The organism is Halpernia frigidisoli (assembly GCF_900113805.1).
Classification (GTDB): Bacteria; Bacteroidota; Bacteroidia; order Flavobacteriales; family Weeksellaceae; genus Halpernia; species Halpernia frigidisoli.
The window spans coordinates 398,189-417,488 of the sequence record NZ_FOQT01000004.1; the positions used below are offsets into that span (position 1 = coordinate 398,189).

At 33.9% G+C, this 19,300-nt stretch carries 15 protein-coding genes; all 15 read left to right on the top strand.

Going from position 1 to position 19,300, the window contains the following annotated elements; all coding sequences use genetic code 11:
* The first annotated feature begins 81 nt into the window (after positions 1–81).
* The 15 genes from BM238_RS12165 to BM238_RS12235 all read left to right on the top strand — a co-directional run bounded on the left by BM238_RS12165 (position 82) and on the right by BM238_RS12235 (position 18,969).
* On the top strand, positions 82–3,258 hold the full coding sequence (locus BM238_RS12165) for a T9SS type A sorting domain-containing protein (RefSeq protein WP_090081482.1): 3,177 nt from the start codon (positions 82–84) through the stop codon (positions 3,256–3,258).
* Positions 3,259–3,338: 80 nt separating this feature from the next.
* Positions 3,339–4,421 carry a formimidoylglutamase gene (locus tag BM238_RS12170; RefSeq protein WP_090081484.1) on the top strand — a complete coding sequence of 361 codons (1,083 nt, stop codon included), beginning with the start codon at positions 3,339–3,341 and terminating at the stop codon, positions 4,419–4,421.
* Positions 4,422–4,424: 3 nt separating this feature from the next.
* Positions 4,425–5,423, top strand: coding sequence for a glycosyltransferase family 2 protein (locus BM238_RS12175; RefSeq protein WP_090081487.1), 999 nt, complete (start codon positions 4,425–4,427; stop codon positions 5,421–5,423).
* Positions 5,424–5,429: 6 nt separating this feature from the next.
* Positions 5,430–6,557: an EpsG family protein gene (locus BM238_RS12180; protein WP_090081490.1), complete on the top strand. Its 1,128-nt coding sequence runs from the start codon at positions 5,430–5,432 to the stop codon at positions 6,555–6,557.
* 3 nt (positions 6,558–6,560) lie between these two features.
* Complete coding sequence (locus BM238_RS12185) at positions 6,561–7,676, top strand: glycosyltransferase family 4 protein (protein ID WP_090081493.1); 1,116 nt, start codon at positions 6,561–6,563, stop codon at positions 7,674–7,676.
* A gap of 31 nt (positions 7,677–7,707) precedes the next feature.
* Complete coding sequence (locus BM238_RS12190; protein ID WP_090081496.1) at positions 7,708–8,571, top strand: polysaccharide biosynthesis/export family protein; 864 nt, start codon at positions 7,708–7,710, stop codon at positions 8,569–8,571.
* A gap of 4 nt (positions 8,572–8,575) precedes the next feature.
* Complete coding sequence (locus BM238_RS12195) at positions 8,576–11,056, top strand: exopolysaccharide transport family protein (protein WP_090081498.1); 2,481 nt, start codon at positions 8,576–8,578, stop codon at positions 11,054–11,056.
* Positions 11,057–11,252: 196 nt separating this feature from the next.
* Positions 11,253–12,152: a type IX secretion system protein PorG gene (gene porG / locus BM238_RS12200; RefSeq protein ID WP_090081500.1), complete on the top strand. Its 900-nt coding sequence runs from the start codon at positions 11,253–11,255 to the stop codon at positions 12,150–12,152.
* Positions 12,153–12,156: 4 nt separating this feature from the next.
* Complete coding sequence (locus BM238_RS12205; protein ID WP_090081503.1) at positions 12,157–12,906, top strand: isoprenyl transferase; 750 nt, start codon at positions 12,157–12,159, stop codon at positions 12,904–12,906.
* A gap of 23 nt (positions 12,907–12,929) precedes the next feature.
* Positions 12,930–15,482: an outer membrane protein assembly factor BamA gene (bamA, locus tag BM238_RS12210; RefSeq protein WP_090081506.1), complete on the top strand. Its 2,553-nt coding sequence runs from the start codon at positions 12,930–12,932 to the stop codon at positions 15,480–15,482.
* 22 nt (positions 15,483–15,504) lie between these two features.
* Entirely contained in the window at positions 15,505–16,149 is a 645-nt protein-coding gene (locus tag BM238_RS12215; protein WP_090081510.1) for an OmpH/Skp family outer membrane protein, read from the top strand.
* A 28-nt stretch (positions 16,150–16,177) separates the two neighbouring features.
* Positions 16,178–16,675, top strand: coding sequence for an OmpH/Skp family outer membrane protein (locus BM238_RS12220; RefSeq protein WP_090081529.1), 498 nt, complete (start codon positions 16,178–16,180; stop codon positions 16,673–16,675).
* Between the two features lie 93 nt (positions 16,676–16,768).
* Entirely contained in the window at positions 16,769–17,251 is a 483-nt protein-coding gene (locus BM238_RS12225; protein ID WP_090081533.1) for an acyl-CoA thioesterase, read from the top strand.
* A 180-nt stretch (positions 17,252–17,431) separates the two neighbouring features.
* A complete protein-coding gene (gene rfbD, locus BM238_RS12230; RefSeq protein WP_090081535.1) occupies positions 17,432–18,292 on the top strand; it encodes a dTDP-4-dehydrorhamnose reductase in 861 nt (286 codons plus the stop codon).
* The gene (locus tag BM238_RS12235; RefSeq protein ID WP_090081538.1) at positions 18,289–18,969 is read left to right on the top strand and encodes a hypothetical protein; all 681 of its coding nucleotides are present in this window, start codon (positions 18,289–18,291) and stop codon (positions 18,967–18,969) included. Before rfbD ends, BM238_RS12235 begins: the two co-directional genes overlap by 4 nt.
* Positions 18,970–19,300 lie beyond the last annotated feature (331 nt).

Consider the following 19,300-nt stretch of genomic DNA (forward strand, 5'->3'; position numbering starts at 1 on the left):
CAAGACACAAATGTTGCTTCAAAAAATCTCAACACAAAAATGATGTTAAAAAATAGATAAATAACTCTAATTTTTTTAACAATGAAGCAAAATTATTTTCTACTATTCGTAGTAAGCTCTGTATTTGCACAAGCGCAAACAGCTAATCATTCAAATTTTTCCAATGTGGAAGCTTCATCAGGTATGAAAGCTAACACACAGACATTTGATTTCGCAAAATCACCCAACAGCTACATTTATGATCTTGATGTGGCAAAAACAAACAATTATGGTGGTTTGGAAATTCCTGTCAAAAAAGCCTACGAAATGTGGGCTAAATATGATTATTTAAAAAATAACGGACAGTTTACGCCAATTCCCCAAGGTAACCTAAGTGCAACACTTTATTGGGAAGATCTTGCCGGACTTGTAGAAAGTGTCGCTGTAAACGCGGGATCTTCACCGGAAGATTCTACAATAAAAGTTAACATTAACAAAGGAAAAGGAAAGGGCAATGCCGTGATCGCTTTTAAAGTTAATGGTGTGATCTACTGGAGCTGGCATATTTGGGTAACCGATAATCCTGAAAATGGTGTAAGTTATAAGCAGGGATTCGAAACTGACAAAAACGGAAATCCGATAGAAGTGCAGTATATGGACCGTAATTTAGGTGCTTCAACAGACAGCTTTTTAGGAAATCAGTGGCAAAAATCCGGAGGTTTGCTTTATGAATGGGGCAGAAAAGATCCGTTTCCGGCTTTGGCAAATAAAGATTTTTTCTTTTATGAGCTTGATGGAGAGGTTGGAAATTTAAAACACAGAACGATAGATTCTGATAAAACTATCCCGCTAAAAATTCGCGAGTTCAATGAGATTGAAAAAAACATGAATTTTGCGGTAAAAAATCCCTTAACGCTAATTATCAATACTGATAACGCCAATTGGTTTTCCAATAAACTTCACCGTTCAGAAGGTCCGGGAACTGATTTTATGGCATGGGATCTTTGGTCAGATAATTTTAAAGGGGGAAATGGAAACGCAAACAGTTCAAATACTCAAATAAAGAATGATACACGTTCATATGAACTTAAATCAGAATTAGACCCTTGTCCGGATGGCTGGAGAGTACCGTCGTATTATGGTAGAGTGACCACAAATAATAATATGGGACCTTGGGGCAGAAAAAACAGCGGCGGTAATGATGATACAAATGGTTATAATTTAATAAAACCAGATATGTTAAACGCTGCGCTTGATGGCGTAAAAGTTTACCCTGGTCTTGGTATAGATTTTTCTAAGGCTCAAAATGGTGGCCGAAATTTAGGTTTAGTACCAATTACAGGAGGATATAAATATTATCCTAACTCAGTTGCGCCCAATACATCAATTTATTCCATTTATCAGGATGAGAATTCTAATGGTGGACTTTGGAGCGGTACTTACGGTTTTGATGGACCAAGATATCTGGGAGTAATTTCAGATGCAGAAAGAAAGGATGTTTCTGCAGCAGGACTTAATAGTGTTTATGTAAATCAAACTGGTCTAAGTAAAGACGCAATGGCAGTAAGATGTATGAGAGATCCAAATATTGATTTTATAGGACATTTTCCAACTCAATATTTTGCAGATACTGAAGAAAGTTATGCAAATGGTTTAGATGCACCAAATACTTATATGGTAATCGCTCAGCCGGTTTTAGAAATTCCAATTAGTAAAGCTTTTGCTGTTTACAATCAGGTGTTAACTAATCAGGATAATTTACCTACAAACCATTTGGTAGCAAAAATACTTTGGACAGATAATAAAGATCTGGTTAAAGATATTAGTCTTAATTTAGGTTCAGGTGATGTGCGTGACGGCAAAATAATTATTAATTTAGATCCAAATCAAGTAGGGAATGCAGTTGTATCTCTTCACAACAATTCCACCGAAACTCCTGCTTATTGGAGCTGGCAAATTTGGAGCCCGGGCGAACAACCAGGTACAATCACCTACACAACGGAAGATCCAACTCCTGCTGCTTATAATTTTGTTAATTTGACGAAAAGTAATCTTGCAGCGATGACGACTAATTTTATGGACAGAAATTTGGGCGCACGTTTAGCTGCAAAAAATAATAGCAATTTTACTCCAAATGATATTTCAGTTTTATCGAGTGGACTTCATTATCAGTGGGGCAGAAAAGACGCGATGCCATTGTTTAGAAATTTATCAAATGCCGGAACGTCAGCTATGGTTTATCTTGGCGCAGAAAATACTTCTGAGACAGGAATTTTAAATTATTCCAATATTAGTGGCGACGATTATGAAAGAAATTACAGCAAAGAATACAGTTTATACGCTTCAAACAATTCAAACGAAACAAAAAAAATATCTGAAAATATTTTATATTCCGTTAACAATCCAATGCAGTTTTTGTACAGATCTGGAGCGGGGCAACTATACGATGGTGGAATAAAATCCAATAACGATGTAAGTCAGATCCGCGATTGGGTTTCTGATAAACAATCTAAAGCACCGGAAAGATGGGGTCATGCTGATAAGAAATCTGTTTTCGATCCTTGTCCGGATGGATGGAGAGTTCCTGATGTTTCTTACACGGCGCTTTACACAAGTTCAAAAGGAAATTCTCCTTTTTATAATGGCAGCAAAAAAGACCGTTATGGAAAAGATGGCTTAATTCAGGATCAGGCTACCGGTATTTCTGATTATTACGAAGGAGAAAATGTTCAGAATTATTACGTGAAATTTGAATCAGGTAATTATAATGTCGGCAATTTTCCTTTCGCGGGAATTAGAGGTGAATTTGGAGGTAATAAAGTTTCAGTGGAAAGAAGTGGTGTCTGGTTGGCTTCATTAGCAGATCTTGGAACAGGATATGGTCTTGCAATGGAATTTGATCAAAATAGCATGCAGGCAGGAACAGGCGCTTATCCACAAGCTGCAATGTCAGTAAGATGCGCGAAAGATGAGCCAAGATTTTTATTGATAAATCCAGTAAAAACAAGCAACAGCACTTTATCAACGATAAATATTCCTCCGGCAAATACTGACGTAAGTAAAGATATTTATCCAAATCCTTTCCGTGACAAAATTTATCTAAAAAAAGAATTGAAAGCACAATTTGAAATTTATGATATCTCAGGAAAAGTAGTACGGACAGGTAAAGTAAAAAATACAGAGATCGACGCTGTTGATTTATTACCGGGAACCTATATCTTAAAAATTACAGACAGTGAAGGCAAAATAATAACCAAGAAAATGATAAAAACTAAATAATCATTTTATTTAAAAGAAGGCGCAATTTTAATTGCGTCTTTTTTTTTTAAATTTGTCCAAACTAATAATTAAAATATTTTATGAATATTGAGGACTTCATCATTCCCGCTCCGGAAATTAAAACTGAAAACTGGCAACTTGGTCATTTTATTAAAAGGGAAATAATCGAGAACAGCATTGTTTTGCTTTTTGTTTCAGATTTTAGAGGTGCAAAAGGAAGCGGTGAAAGTCAGGATTTTAGAAGGGTAAGAAAACAGCTTTATAAATTGTCACATTTACAGCTGGAAACAACGGTTTGTGATCTCGGCGATCTTATTTCCGGTAAAACTATTGAAGATACACATTATGTTTTGCAGGAATTTCTTTCGCTTTGTCATTATAAAAATGCAGTTCCGGTAATAATTGGAGGAAGTAATGATCTTGCTTTTTCACTTTTTTCAGCTTTAAATTTTCACCAAAAAAATATTAGTTATACACAGATCAACAGTAAAATCGAGTTGGGAAATGTTGCAGATACTCTTTCTGAGAAGAATTTTCTAACGAAGATCTTAAGTTCAAAAAATTTATCTGTAGAAAATTATCACCATTTGGCCTATCAAAAACATTTAAATCCTTTGGAATCTGTCGATTTAATTAAAGATGTCGATTTTGATATCATTCGTTTGGCAGAAATGATGAATGTGACCGAGAAAGCAGAACCTTTCTTCAGAAAGGCAGATTTGGTAACCGTAAACTGCGACGCCATTGAAAGTTTTGCCGAAAGTTTTTCAATTCATCCGCAGGTAAATGGTTTAAACCGTCGAGAAATCTGCGCTTATATGCAGGAAATAGGTTTAGGTGAAAATCTAAGATCAGTAGGGATTTTTAACTTTAATTTTGACGCAGAAAACGTACTAAATCACCAGCTTTTAGCGCAAATGATCTGGTATTTAATTTTAGGAATTGATCTTCAGAATTCTCATCCGAAAGAACGTTTTTACGAAACTTTCCATGTTTTGGTAAAAGATGAAAATTATACTTTTAAAAGAGATACTTTTAAAAATCTGTGGTATTTTGGGTCAGATGACAAAATAGAAAACTGTCTGCCATGTTCACATTTGGATTATGAGGCGGCAAAGAAAGAAAATCTGACTCAGCGTCTTTTAAATTTTTTAAATAAATAAAAAATGACCAAAGTTTCCGTCATTGTACCGGTTTTCAACGTAGAAAAATATCTGGAAAAATGCCTGAATTCTTTGGTGAATCAAACTTTAGATGAGGTAGAAATTCTCGTCATTAATGATGGAAGTACAGACGGTTCGCAGAAAATTATCGATAAATTTCAACAAAATTTTCCGCAAAAGATACAATCATTTACCAAAGAAAATGGTGGTTTAAGCGATGCGAGAAATTTTGGTTTAGACAAAGCTACCGGAAATTATATTGGCTTTGTGGATAGTGATGATTATGTTTCTGAAAATATGTTTGAAGAAATGATTGATTTAGCAGAAAAACACAGTGCTGAAATGGTGATCTGTAATCTTCAAAAAGTTGATGAAATGGGAAAAAACACACAGCAATTAACCCAAATTCCACATCTCCCGGAAGGCATTAATCTTAAAGAAAATTTTGATGTTTTTGCGGATCTTTCATATTTTGCCTGTAATAAAATCTTTAGAAAAGACCTTTTTAATGATCTTCGTTTTAAAAAAAGCAGACATTTTGAGGACATCGAATTAATTCCAAAACTTCTTCTAAAATGTACGACTTTAGCACAAACGCAAAGTTTTTATTACCAATATCTTGAGCGTACGGATTCTATCAGTAAAACGCATACTCTTAAAGGTTTAGATATTTTAAAAGCCGTAAATGATGTCTCGGAAGATTTTAAAAATTCAAAATATTCAGGACATAAAAGTACGCTCAAAAATTTTAAAATTTTAGAAGGGGTTTATACATTTTTGGCGTATTCCGCTTTTGTAAAAGATGAATTTGTTGCAGAAAAATTGCACAACGCTTATTGCGAATTTGTAAAAGAAAATAAAATAACGGTGCGCGAAATATTATTTTACCGCCGTTTTGGTAAAAATTATCTGTTATCTTTGCCGCTGACTAAAATAATTTATTACGTTCTCTACTTTTTTGGGTTTAATAAGTTAACGCAGATCTTCATCAAAAAAATATAAAATAAGTTGCAAATTTTACATCCTGTTTTTACCGTTACCATTTTAATTTTAATAGGCTACAGTTTTTTAGAAGTTTATGGCCGTGAAATTAAGAACTACAAAACGGTTTGGTTTGTTGTCATTTTGCTGATCATTTTTGCCGGTTTCAGAAAAGGTGTGGGAGCGGATTATCCTATTTATCAAAGTATGTACAGTTATTTTCCGCTTCATATAGATTATGCGGAGATTTTCAGTAAAGCACTTTTTCAGAAAAATTCTCTGGAAATTGAATGGCTTTACCTTCTATTTAATAATACTTTTTTTCTTGCCGGTTTGCCTTTTTTTATTTTTACGGCTTTTGTCGCTATTATCGCGCTAATTCCAAAATTTTACACGATTGAAAAATACGTGGCTTATCCAGCTACAGGTTTACTTTTATATATTATTCCCGCTTATTTTATTGCAGATTGCGGACAGATCCGGCAGGGTCTGGCGATGGCTGTGGCAATTTTTTCCTTTAAATATATAAAAGAAAGAAATTTATTGATGTTTTTGATCGTGATGTATTTTGCTTTAGGATTTCATAAGTCGGCCGCAGTTTTTGTACCTGCTTACTGGCTCGCAAAAGTCCCTTTGACAAAGACAAAAATTATCGCTCTTGTTCTTTTTTGCATGGCTTTATCACCGTTTGAGATTTACAATAATCTTGGTTTTCTTAACGCCATCGCGCCACAGGAAGTTTACCAGGGATATTCAGATTATGTCAATATTGAAGGCGGAGAAACAGGAATTATAAAGTTTTTTGATTTAATAAGTTTGCTCTATGTCTTTTTTATCGTCACATTAAACGAAGAAACCTGTGCAAAAATCCCTTATTACGAATACATGCGTAACCTTGGTCTCTGTGGCGTCTGCCTGTTTTTCGTGATGCGTGGAAGTCCGATTTTTTCAACAAGATTACCCGGCATTTATATGTTTTTTGCCGCAATGATTTTGCCAAATAATTTAGCCTCAATTGCTGACATTCGTTATAAAAAATTTTTACATTTGATATTGGTTTTGTTTGTGGTATTTTACTATTTCGTTTTCGCCAGTTACCAAGGCAGAAACGGCAGATTTACGCCAGACAGATATCAAAATTACCTTTGGAATTAATTTATGGATAGATTTGAGATCATGTTCACTTCTTTACACTTCCCCATTTTTTGGTTGAAGTTATTTTTGGGATTTGGTTTTTCATTTTTGATCACATTTTTTACGATACCAAGCATTATAAAAATATCCCGCCGAAAAAATTTAATGGACGAACCTGGCGCAAGAAGTTCTCACATGCGGAAAATTTCGAATTTGGGCGGTATTGCTATTGTTTTTGCACTTTGTGTATGCGCTTCTATTTTTGCCTCAGAACTTTTTAAAGAATATAAATTTCTTTTTGCTTCACTGATAATACTGCTCTTTGTTGGCGTTAAAGATGATATAATGATCATGCGGGCTTATAAGAAATTAATTGCGCAGATCTTGGTTTCTGTTTTAATGGTAATAGGTTCGGATGTGCGCATCAGAAGTTTGTTTGGTGTTTTTGGTATTTATGAAATGTCCTATTACATCAGTGTGATTCTTAGTATTTTCACTTTTGTTATTTTAATTAATGCATTTAATTTAATTGACGGTATAGATGGTTTAGCGGGAAGTTATTCTGTGATGTGCAGTATATTTTTCGCGATCAGTTATTTTCGACTAGGACCTTATAATTATCCGTTAGTTATTCTTTCAGCTGTGATCGTGGGTTCTGTTTTGGCTTTTTTATATTACAATCTGTCAAATTTCAGGCAGCAAAAAATTTTTATGGGTGATACCGGTTCGATGGTTTTAGGCTTTCTTTTGGCTTTTACCGGTATTTGTTTTATGGATATCTTCATTGATAAAAAAATTGCAGAAATTCCGCGGTATCATCTTAACAGTGCGCCAGTTATTGCCGTCGCCATTCTTATTTTACCAATTATTGATACACTGAATGTAATTATCATCAGATTGATCAATAAAAAACCATTGATGGAAGCAGATACTAATCACGTTCACCATAAATTATTGAGATTGGGTTATACGCACAGAAGATCTACAGCATATATTATATTTTATTATTTTTTCATCGTGATTTTCGCTTACTTTTTTAGACATTTAAATAATAACCTTTTGCTCTTTTTAATTGTAAGTTTAGGTTTTATGGGCGTTTTCATTCCTGAAATTAAATTAAAAATTAGAAAATCCAAATAAATCGTTATTTTTGCAACCTTTACAACTTATAATGAAATTTTTAAAAATATTCCTAATAATTTTCACTGTTTTTGCGCTTACATCTTGCGTTACGATAAAAGATGTGCGTTATTTTCAACCGAGCGAAAGTTTGGTCATCAATGAAGAAGGTTTAGTTCCGTATAATATTCCTGTTTACAGAATTACTAAAAATGATATCTTAACTTTAAATATTGTTACCACTCCCAAAGGCGATGCAGCGCAGTTTTATTCTAATTTATATGCGAGCGGAGAAGGTGGAGGTACGGGCGGTTCCAGCTCTGGAGGATCTGGAGTAAGTGTTTCCGGCGGAGGCGGTAGTTCGGGAAATGCTAATATTTATTTTAATGGGTTAAAAGTAGATGTAAACGGCGAAATCAATATTTTTGGAATTGGCTACATAAAAGCAGAAGGAAAAACTATAAAAGATGTTTCCGATGAGATTCAGCTTCGCGTAAATGAAAATTTTTTAGAGGGTAAATCTCAGGTTAGATTAAATACTGACGGGATTACTTATACGATAATTGGCGATGTAGAAACGGTAGGAATGACCGGCGAAAAAATCGCGCACAAAAGCACGTTAACCCTTACTGAAGCACTTGCCGATAATGGCGGACTGAACAGAACTGTTGATAGAAAAAACATAACCATTCACAGGAAATATCCGGAAGGTATCAAGATCGCAAAAATTGATCTTACCCGTGAAGATGCCATGAATTCTGAATACTACTGGTTGCAAAACGGTGACGAAATTTATCTTAATACTAGACCAAAAAACCTGAATGGTCTAGGCAAAGATCCTATCCAAACATTGACGACGGGCGTAAGTGTCATCACAACAGCACTTTCTATATATTTAATTCTATCCAGACTTTAATCTTATGATTCCAGAAAATACAGAAGCGAATATCCCTGCGAAAGAAAAACTTGGAACTTTTGCCTTTTTCGATATTGAACATTTTCTTCGGAATATCATTAAAAATTGGTATTGGTTTTTGCTGATGTTTTCTTTGGGTTATTTTCTTTCCTTTATTTACTCTAAATATTATGCGCAAAGAATTTACGCCTCAGAACTTTCTTTAAGTATTTCAAATAACACCGCCAGTTATTTCACTCCAAATCAGTCCATTAATTTTATTTGGGGACAAACCGGAAACCAGGATGGGATATTTTTAAAAAAATTATTGCTTTCCCGAACTCACAATGAATACTTAGTTAAAAAGCTAGATCTTTTTTCTAATTATTCTACAAAAGGACTTATAAAAGCCACTTATTTAGATAAAAATGATTCTCCGGTTTTTTTAGAAATCGATAAGACTCATTTGCAGCAAGTCAATTATCCGATTACGCTGATTCCAAAAGGAGGCAACAAATATGAAGTTGAGCTTCCGGAAGAAGGTCAAAGTACTTATTTGTACAGTTTTTTAGGTGAAGGATTTGAGAATATTTCTGGTTTTGAAAGACCGGCAAACAAGATCGTCAGTTTAAATCAATGGTACACAACGCCAAATCTTCGTTTTAAACTCGTTCAAAATCCACAGAATCCTTCAATAAAACTTGAAAATGTCATCATTTCACTTACCACAGTAAATGATGCCGTAAATGAGATTATTCAGAATGTAGGAGTAAGTTTTGACAAGGAAATCAGTACTATTATGATCATCTCGAAAAGAGGTTATAATCTTAACGGTACGGTTAATTTCCTCAATATGTCCGTGAAGGAGTTGAAAAAGAAAAGAGTAGAAGATCAAAATATGGTTGATGAAAATACTTCAGATTACATCAAAGAAAATTTAGTAAAAATTAGAAAAAAATTAGATTCTGCTGCTAATAAATTAAATGATTTAAAGGTAAACGAAGGTCTTTACGATATTACTAACAGGGACGAAAAAGCCTTAACAGAAATAAAAGATCTTGAAAAGCAAAAAGCGGAACTTATCACGAAGATCAATTCTTTAAATTCCGTTAGAAGTTCAGTCGCAAGCTCAAATTTAGATAATCTGATCAGTTTAAATGCGGCAGGAATCGAAGATGGAATGTTTAGCGCCACAGTTTCAGAATTAAAAGCACTGTATTTAAAACGACGGGAACTGGCTACTATTTATCAGCCCAATTCTGCGCCAATGCGCGAAATTAACCGACTTATTAATGAATCCCGAGGCAAATCTGACGGTAGTTTGAGAAAATATTACGGTGTTTTTGCTGATCAGTTGCAGGCTTTAAATTCAAAAATTTCTTCATCGGAAGGCGATCTGGCGACTTATCCTGAAAAAGAGAGAAAATATCTTGATGTAGAGCGCGGTTATAATATGATAGAAGCGACTTACAATACGCTTTTAACCAAACAAAATGAAACGTCAATTCGAGTCGCAAGTAATAAATCTGATATTACGGTTATAGATCCTGCAAAAAATTTGGGACAGGGACCAATTGCACCAAATATTTCACGTGCAAAATTGCTCATTATTGGATTTTTAATGCTTATTCCTCTCCTTATCATTTTGTTGCGTGAGTTGCTGGACAATAAGATCAGAAACGTAAAAGAATTGTTACAAGTGACCAAAATGCCTCTTTTAGGTGTGATCGGAAATAACAGTCACGATAATAATCTAACAGTTTTAGAACAACCAAAATCTTCTATATCAGAGGCTTTCCGCGGGATAAGAGCCAATTTAAGATTTTTGCATAATCAGGATAATCAGAGTAAAGTGATCCTCATTACATCTTCAATTGGAGGTGAAGGAAAAACTTATGTTTCAATAAATATTGCTTCAGTTTTAGGTTTAAGTGGTAAAAAAACCATTTTACTAGGAATGGATCTGAGAAAACCAAAGATTTTTGGTGATTTTAACATTGACAATAAATTTGGTATCTCAAACTATCTTACTGGTGAAGTGACCATTGACCAGATCATTAATAAAACAAGAATTGCAGGTTTGGATGTGGCGACTTCAGGGCCAATACCGCCAAATCCTTCTGAACTTTTAATGGGTGAAAAAAATATCGAGTTTATTGCTGAATTGAGAAAAATCTATGATTTTATCATTATAGATTCTCCACCGGTTGGTTTAGTGGCAGATTCTTTCGAGTTGATGAAATATTCCGATGCTAATGTTTATGTTGTTCGCCATGAATATACTGAGAAATATATGCTCAAAATGATCATGGAGAAATATAAAAATCAGGAAATAAAACATCTTGGACTTATTTATAACGACTATTCTGTGAAACAGGGTTATGGTTACGGTTATGGCTACGGTTATGGCTACGGCTATGGTTATTTTGATGAAGATAAAAATTATCAAGAACCGTGGCTCATAAGATTTTCAAATAAGCTTAAAAATTTATTCACTAGAAATTAATAATAACCGATTTCTGAACCAAACTTTTCTTTTAGTTTAGATTTAAAAATAAAAGGGTTTTTTTTCCGTTTTATTATAAGAAATTTATACTTATTTCGGGTTTTTTAACGAAAAATTAAGAAGCTCCTTAAAACAAAATTGTTTTATATTTGCAAAAATTATTTTTGAAACGTTAAAACAGTTCAAACTTATTTGAATGAATTTGAAATTTTTATTTTCTTTTTTCGCCGCCCTGCTCCTTAGTTTTTTTGTTAAAGCTCAGCGCTATGAAATTGGTGTGCAGTTAGGCTTTAGCAATCTGGTAGGTGATATTGGGAACACAGCCTATTTTTTGCAAAAACCAGTATTGAGTGATCTGTCAAGTTATGGCGTTCCTTTTTATGCAGGAATTGTTTACAGGATGAACTTTAATCCTTACCAGACATTAAGATTTAATGTTGGGTACAGTCATATCCAGTTTTTAGATTCGCAGGCAAAAGAAAATTACCGAAGATTCAGAAAGTTGTCCGGCACTAACTCAGTTTACGAAGCGGACGTTTTATTTGAATACAATTTGTTCCCCGTTAATAATGAGCAAAAAAGTCTTTTGAGTCCTTATATTTTTGGCGGTTTAGGTGGAATGATCACAGATGTGGCACAATCACAACTTAGTTTTGACTTCAATAGAGATGCTGCAGGAAATGCAATAGCTCCGGATCCTAATAATCCTAATGATTTTGTCACAACACAAAGTTATACACAAGGTCAAAAGGCGACATTATCCGTGCCGTTTGGTGTTGGTTTAAAATATAAATTTAATTACAACTGGGCACTTTTTGGAGAATTAATGTTTCGTCCAACTTTCACTGATGCGATAGATTATAGTGTTGTAACTAATAAAGATTTAAAAGTAACTTACAATAAAGATATTTTAGATACTACAGGTAAAAAATCGCTTCTTCAGAGTGATCCCTATCTTGCAGTTACAAAGCAGATACAGGACGATTTTATTAAAAACAGACAGGTAGGAAATATTAATTCAAAAGATTGGGTAAACAGTATCACACTTGGTATTTCTTACTCTTTCGGCAGACAACCTTGCTATTGTGAACAATAAGCCCATGCAGTCAGCAAAAGATCAAATAGCATTAGATAAACTTCCGAAACATGTTGCTGTTATAATGGACGGAAATGGAAGATGGGCGAAAAGCCGTGGCGAAGAACGTACTTTTGGTCACAAAAATGCCATTGATGCCGTTCGAAATGCCATTAATGCTTGCAATGAGATCGGAATTCCTTATCTCACACTTTATACATTTTCTTCAGAAAACTGGAACAGACCAAATGATGAGGTAAGTACTTTAATGAATCTGCTTTCTAAGACACTTTTACTTGAAGCTGAAGAAATTCATAACAAAGGTTTAAAATTGCATGTTATCGGTGATATTAATTTATTGCCGGATCTGGTTCGGGATCAACTTTTAAGCCTTGCTGATATTACAAAAGATAACAAAAATGGGAATTTAATACTTGCTTTAAGTTATGGTTCTCAAAAAGAAATGCTAAAGGCTGTAAAAGAAATCAGCCAGGAAGTAAAAGACGGGAAACTTGACATCGATGACATCACAGAGGAATGTTTTGAAAATCATCTTTACACCAAAAATTTTCCACCCGTAGATCTGTTGATCAGAACGAGCGGTGAAGTAAGGATCAGTAATTTTTTACTTTGGCAAATTGCTTATGCAGAATTACAGTTTTTAGATGTGCTTTGGCCGGATTTCACAAAAGAACATTTTTTTCAGTGTATTTTAGATTATCAGCTTAAAGAAAGACGATACGGAAAAACAAGCGAACAGCTTGACAGTAAATAAAAATAAAAGTTTAGGACAAAATAATGAAGTTTAAATTCTTACCAATTCTCATGTTCGTTGCTTCGGCACATTTCTATGGTCAGGTTACACCGCCACAGACGCAGGCAGAAAATCCGGCGCAGGCACAAAGCGCACCTGGAACTTATGTTCTGAAAGATATCGTTGTAGATGGCGTTAAAAAATATTCTGCTGATCAGATTTTGAGATTTACGGGCTTAAGCAAAGGCGAAAGCGTTGATATTCCGGGTCAGAAAATAAGTAATGCTATTAAAAAACTTTGGGAAACTGACAATTTTTCGGAAGTTGAAGTTTATGTACAAAGTGTTGAAGGCGAAAATGTTGTTCTTAAATTTAATCTTCAGGATCTTAAAGAACTTGGCGAAGTAAAATTTACAGGTAAAGGCGTTGGTAAATCTAAAAGTGAAAAACTTGCAAAAGACAACAATCTTAAGCCGGGAACAAAAATTACTCAGAATTTAGTTTCAACATTAAAAACAAATATTCCTAAAGAATATATCAAGAAGGGCTTTGCAGATGCAAATGTCACCATTCAGGATAAAGTAAATGCCAAAGATCCGAATTTGGTTGACTGGACGATTGATGTCCAGAAAGGAAAAAAAATAAAGATCGACCATATCGAATTTGAAGGGAATACAGTTGTTTCTGATTCAAAACTTCGAAAAAAAGCATTTAAAGATACCAAACAAAAACGTTTCAGTATCGGTGGAATTTTAAAACCGTCGAAATTTATAGAAAGTAAATACGATGACGATAAGGATAATCTTATCAATTATTATAACGCGCTTGGTTTTAGAGATGCAAAAATTGTTTCGGATTCTGTTTACAGAAATGCCAAAAACAATTACATGATCGATGTAAAACTTAGTGAAGGTAAAAAATACTATATCGGTGATATTTCGTTCTTAGGAAATACAACTTTTTCCACTGATTTTTTACAGAAAGTTTTAGGTTATAAAAAAGGAGATATTTACGATGCTGTTGGTTTTAATAAAAAAGTAGGAGCAGACGGAGGTAAGGAAGATGATTCTGATATCAAATCTGTTTACATGAATAATGGTTTTCTTTTTTCTAATGTAACACCGATTGAGAAATCTGTGACAGGAGATTCGATCAGTTTGGAAATCAGAATTAATGAAGGTGAAAAAGCAACCTGGAACCGAATCACCTGGTCTGGAAATACAACTACACATGACCACGTTATTTTGCGTTCTCTTCGTACAAAACCAGGAGATTTATTCGCAAAATCAGATATTAAACGAACATATTTTGATTTAGCGTCAATGTCATTTTTTGATCCGCAGCAGATTGGTCAGGATATTCAGCCGCATCCTGAAGATAATACAGTTGATCTTCACTGGAAATTAGTTGAAAAAGGTTCTTCACAAGTACAGCTTCAGGCCGGTTACGGTGGTGGCTCTTTTATCGGAACATTGGGTCTTACTTTTAATAACTTTTCATTAAGCAACTTTTTAAAGTTTAAAGATTTTAAACCTGTTCCACAAGGTGATGGTCAAACATTATCAATACAAGCACAAGCTGGACAGTATTTTAAAAATTTCGGAATATCATTTACTGAGCCTTGGTTATTTGGTACAAAGCCAACATCATTATCAGTAAGTGTAAATCAATCTTTGGTAAATTATGGCTCAGTTGCTAATACAACAACAGGTATACCTAGCGATCAAAGATTAAATATTTTTTCTGCAAGTGTTGGTTTAAATAAGAGATTGCAGTGGCCGGATGATTACTTTTCACTTTACACTGGTATTCAGTTTCAAAACTATACTTTTAGCAACTATCCTTTTCAGTTTGGTACAGTAACAGAACAGTTTGGATCTGCAAATAACTTTAGTTTTAATCTTGGTTTAAGTAGAAATTCTGCGGGTATTGATCCAATATTTCCAACTCAGGGTTCAAATATAGAAGCAAGTTTAAAGTTTACACCGCCATATTCACTGTTTAGTAAAAAAGATTATTCAACACAAACATCCAGCGAAAAATATAAATTACTTGAATTTTATAAGGTTAAACTAAAAGCAGATATCTATAATACGCTTATTGGTAAACTGGTTTTAAGAAGTTCTGCCGAAATGGGTTTCCTTAATGGATATAAAAAAGAATTAGGTCCGCCGCCGTTTGAGAGATTTTATGTAGGTGGTGTTGCACAGGTTGGTGGTAATTATGACGGACGGGAGTTAATTCCTTTGCGTGGTTATGAAAATGCTTCTTCTACGGGTGGACAAACCGGCGATATTACGCCTTACGGAGGTGCAACGATATATAACAGATTTAATCTGGAATTGCGTTATCCTATTTCTATGAATCAAACAGCAAAAATTTACGCGCTAACATTTGCAGAAGGTGGAAATGCCTGGAATAGTTTTGGATCATACAATCCATTCCAGTTAAAAAGATCGATGGGTGTTGGTATTAGGGTTTATATGGGTGCTTTTGGATTGATTGGATTTGATTTTGCTTACGGATTTGATAAATCTATTGGTACAAATGAACCTGCAGGTTGGAAAACTCACTTCTTGCTGAATCAAAGTTTGTAATACTTTTAAAAAAAATTAAATTATGAGTCGCATTAAATATTTCGCCGTCCTTTTTTTAGTTTTTAATACGTGGGCAAGTGCCCAGAAAATTGGAGTAGTTGATACCAATTATATTTTGGAAAAACTGCCACAATATAAGGAAGCAGAATCCAGACTGAATTCACAGATTGCAGCTTGGCAAAGTGAGATTCAAAATATGCAGATTGATTTAGATAAAAAAAATGCAGCTTTTGAAAATGAAAAAGTACTTTTAGTTGGCGATCAGTTAAAAGAAAGACAAAAAGAAATTGATGATTTAAGCAAAAAAGTAAAAATGATGCTTAATTCAAGGTTCGGAACAATGGGAGAAATCAACAGTTCCCGTTCAAATCTTACGAAGCCTTTCCAGGATCAAATCTGGAATGCCATCAAAACCGTTTCAGAGAAAAACAGTTTGGGTATAGTTCTTGATAAAAGTGATAACATCAGCGTAATTTATTTAGAAAAAAGATACGATTATACAGATAAAGTTTTAGATTTGCTGATCAAAAATCAACCGCAAACTAACAGTAAAAGCAATCCTGTTCAGAGAGGTAGTTCAGTAAACGAAGGAAAAGGAGCCAGACAAATTGCACCTTCAAAAGCTAAAAGAGGAGCAGACAAAGAAGTTACAGAAATAAATCAATAAACAATTTTAAAATTATTATAGTCAGATTATGAAAAAATTAAGTGTATTATTTGCAGCCGTAGTGATGCTTTTAAGTGTAGGTGTTAAAGCCCAGAAAGTAGCAAGTTTAGATGTTGCGACAATTTTAAACATGATGCCGGAAAAGAAAAAAGCTGATGATCAGCTGGAAGCTTATTCTAAAGCAAAACAGGCAGAAATTCAAAAAGCAGGAGAATCTACGCAAGCTATCTTTCAAAAATATCAGGAAGAAGCGCCAAAACAAACAGCTGAAGTAAACAAAACGCGTGAAGCTGAATTGCAAAAAATGCAGGCAGACCTTCAGGCGAAATCTGCAGCAGCACAAAAAGATGTGGCTGATAAAACCAATACTACTTTTGCACCAATCGAGGCAAAATTCAATGCAGCAGTAGAAAAAGTAGCAAAAGCAAACGGTTGGGATTTCATTTTTGATGCAAACAACCCAAGTTTGATCTACAAAACAGGTCCGGACGCAACGTCTTTAGTAAGAAAAGAATTAGGACTTTAATATTAATTTCCTTTAAAAACAAACCACTTCTTCGGAGGTGGTTTTTTTATTTAAACTACAAAACTTTATCTAATCAATCGTATTTTTGCACCAATGGAAAAAGAAATATCAACAAAAGTAAAGATCCGTTTCAGCGATTGTGACCCAATTGGGCATCTCAATAATGTGAAATATTTAGAATATATGTTCAATGCGCGGGAAGATCACGTAGAAGATTTCTACGGATTCACCTACGAAGCCTGGACGAAAAAAACCGGCTGCACCTGGATCACCGTTCAAAACGAAATCGCTTATTTAAAAGAAGTTCGGTATAATCAAAAAGTGGTCATCACCAGCAAAACTGTTTTCATATCAGACCGCACGTCTACCATAGAAATTTTGATGAAAAGTGAAGACGAAAAATTAATTCACGCCGTTTTATGGGTTCAGGTTATTTATTTTAACATGAAAACACGCAAATCAGAAATTCAGCCAGACGATGTGAAAGAATTATTTCAGAAATTTCAAATGGATATCGAAGAAACTGATTTCGCCGGACGGGTAAAATATTTCAGGAAACAGAATAAACAGTTTTAAAAGAATAGATCTTATAATTTTTGGGCAGCTTTTTCCGCCCTCCGTTCCCGCTCTTTTTTATAATGCTGTCGCATTACAAAAAAGGAGCTCCACTCAGGTCGGGCTGCAGGAAATGTAAAGTTCGAAAATTACTGTATTTTAATTAAAGTTTAAAAAAAAGAAAAAGTGATAAATCATCCAATGAAAAAAATATTAGTAACCGGCGGAAACGGACAATTGGGACAGTGTTTTCAAAAGTTAGCACCAGATTTCCCTGAATTTGAATTTATTTTTAGAGATTCACAAAATTTAGATATCACAAACCAGATTCAGATTGAGGAATTTTTTCAGGTATTTAAACCTGATTTCTGCATAAACGGCGCGGCTTACACCGCCGTAGATTTAGCGGAAACAGAAAAAGACAAAGCTTTCGAAATTAACAGCGTTGCAGTCTCCAATTTAGCAAAAGTTAGCGCTGACTATAAAACGGCTTTAGTTCAAATTTCAACAGATTACGTTTTTGATGGCGACACAAATCTTAGTTACGATGAAGAAGATTTTACAAATCCACAAAGTATTTACGGCGAATCAAAAAGAGAAGGTGAAATTGCTGCGCTGGAGGAAAATCCAAAAACAGTCGTTATCCGAACTTCCTGGCTTTATTCTGAGTTTAATAAAAACTTCATGAAAACAATGCTCAATTTATTTCCTCAAAAAGAAGAGATGAATATTGTAAACGATCAGTTTGGTCAGCCAACAAATGCAAACGATCTGGCGGAAGCCGTAATGAAGATCATCAAATCTGAAAATTTTACGCCTGGTATTTTTCATTTTTCCAATTACCCCGAAACAACATGGTTTCATTTTGCACAAAAAATAGCAGATTTTTCTCAAAGTAAAATAAAACTAAATCCTATTACAACTTCAGAGTTTCCAACTCCTGCAAAAAGACCGAAACGAAGTACAATGTGTCTGGATAAAATTGAAAAAATTTATAAAGTTGAATTGCAACATTGGGAAAATAGTTTAGAAGACACCGTTAAAAATTATTTAGCCAAATGAAAAACTTTTTAAAGATCGCAGCGCTTTTGTTTCTTAATTTCACTTTTGCTCAAAATGTGATTTTGAATAAAGTAGAAAGTGCAGGAAATAATACTGACAAATTTTTATATAAAATTGATCCGGATTCTGTAAAATCTAAATATCTCGGCGAAATTGAGGTTCAGGGATTTTCTTCGGACGACACTGCAGTTTTTGACCTTATATATAAGAAAGCAAAAACGATTGGTGCAAATGCGTTTTCTTACAAGTCATTCCCCACAGTTGACGGAATTTCAAAAGATATTGATACATCGCACTATTTGCTAAATTTATATGAGGTAGAAAAGTCTGATTTTTCAGATCAGTCAAATAGCATATATATAATATCAGCATCGCAAAAATCTCAAAAGATCAGTATCAATAATGAGATTGTAGAATTGCCACCAAGATCCTTTGTGCTCAAGAAAATTTTAGCTGGGACGATTTATACGATTTCTACCAGAAAACTTTTGGGATCTTCTGTTAAAATTATTTTGGATAGTTATGAGAATGGGCAGTATTTTCAAATTTCTTCATTTAAAGTAAATTCCAATTCATACGGTAAAGCTGGAATAAATATAAAATCAGGCGATATTTCTAAACTTGAAAAATCTTATGGCGATTTTTTAACAGTAATTTACTCAAAATTTAAGAATTAATTTTTTCCCTATCTAATAAAATTTTACTAAAAAGTCCGTCGTTAGATGGACTTTTATCATTTTTAAAATTTATTATATCGGTATATTATAAATGAGTAGCAACTCTCTTTAAATTTTTCTCTTTGATTGTTAGAATTTTAGGTTTTTGGTGTAAAATATTAGGGATATAATTTTGGTTGATATGTATGGAAAATGTACTTTTGCACTCTCAAATCGGAAGGGGTTTGTAGCGAAGAAGTAGGAGAGAAGGCGGTTAAATTTTTTAGATATTTATTTAAAAAAGTTTGTATAGCTGGGAATTAATATTTACTTTTGCAGACCTTAATCGAGA

Coding starts and splice junctions, on each gene's coding strand:
- BM238_RS12165 (WP_090081482.1), top strand. CDS start 82: ATGAAGCAAAATTATTTTCTACTATTCGTAGTAAGCTCTGTATTTGCA.
- BM238_RS12170 (WP_090081484.1), top strand. CDS start 3,339: ATGAATATTGAGGACTTCATCATTCCCGCTCCGGAAATTAAAACTGAA.
- BM238_RS12175 (WP_090081487.1), top strand. CDS start 4,425: ATGACCAAAGTTTCCGTCATTGTACCGGTTTTCAACGTAGAAAAATAT.
- BM238_RS12185 (WP_090081493.1), top strand. CDS start 6,561: ATGGATAGATTTGAGATCATGTTCACTTCTTTACACTTCCCCATTTTT.
- BM238_RS12190 (WP_090081496.1), top strand. CDS start 7,708: ATGAAATTTTTAAAAATATTCCTAATAATTTTCACTGTTTTTGCGCTT.
- BM238_RS12195 (WP_090081498.1), top strand. CDS start 8,576: ATGATTCCAGAAAATACAGAAGCGAATATCCCTGCGAAAGAAAAACTT.
- porG (WP_090081500.1), top strand. CDS start 11,253: ATGAATTTGAAATTTTTATTTTCTTTTTTCGCCGCCCTGCTCCTTAGT.
- BM238_RS12205 (WP_090081503.1), top strand. CDS start 12,157: ATGCAGTCAGCAAAAGATCAAATAGCATTAGATAAACTTCCGAAACAT.
- bamA (WP_090081506.1), top strand. CDS start 12,930: ATGAAGTTTAAATTCTTACCAATTCTCATGTTCGTTGCTTCGGCACAT.
- BM238_RS12215 (WP_090081510.1), top strand. CDS start 15,505: ATGAGTCGCATTAAATATTTCGCCGTCCTTTTTTTAGTTTTTAATACG.
- BM238_RS12220 (WP_090081529.1), top strand. CDS start 16,178: ATGAAAAAATTAAGTGTATTATTTGCAGCCGTAGTGATGCTTTTAAGT.
- BM238_RS12225 (WP_090081533.1), top strand. CDS start 16,769: ATGGAAAAAGAAATATCAACAAAAGTAAAGATCCGTTTCAGCGATTGT.
- rfbD (WP_090081535.1), top strand. CDS start 17,432: ATGAAAAAAATATTAGTAACCGGCGGAAACGGACAATTGGGACAGTGT.
- BM238_RS12235 (WP_090081538.1), top strand. CDS start 18,289: ATGAAAAACTTTTTAAAGATCGCAGCGCTTTTGTTTCTTAATTTCACT.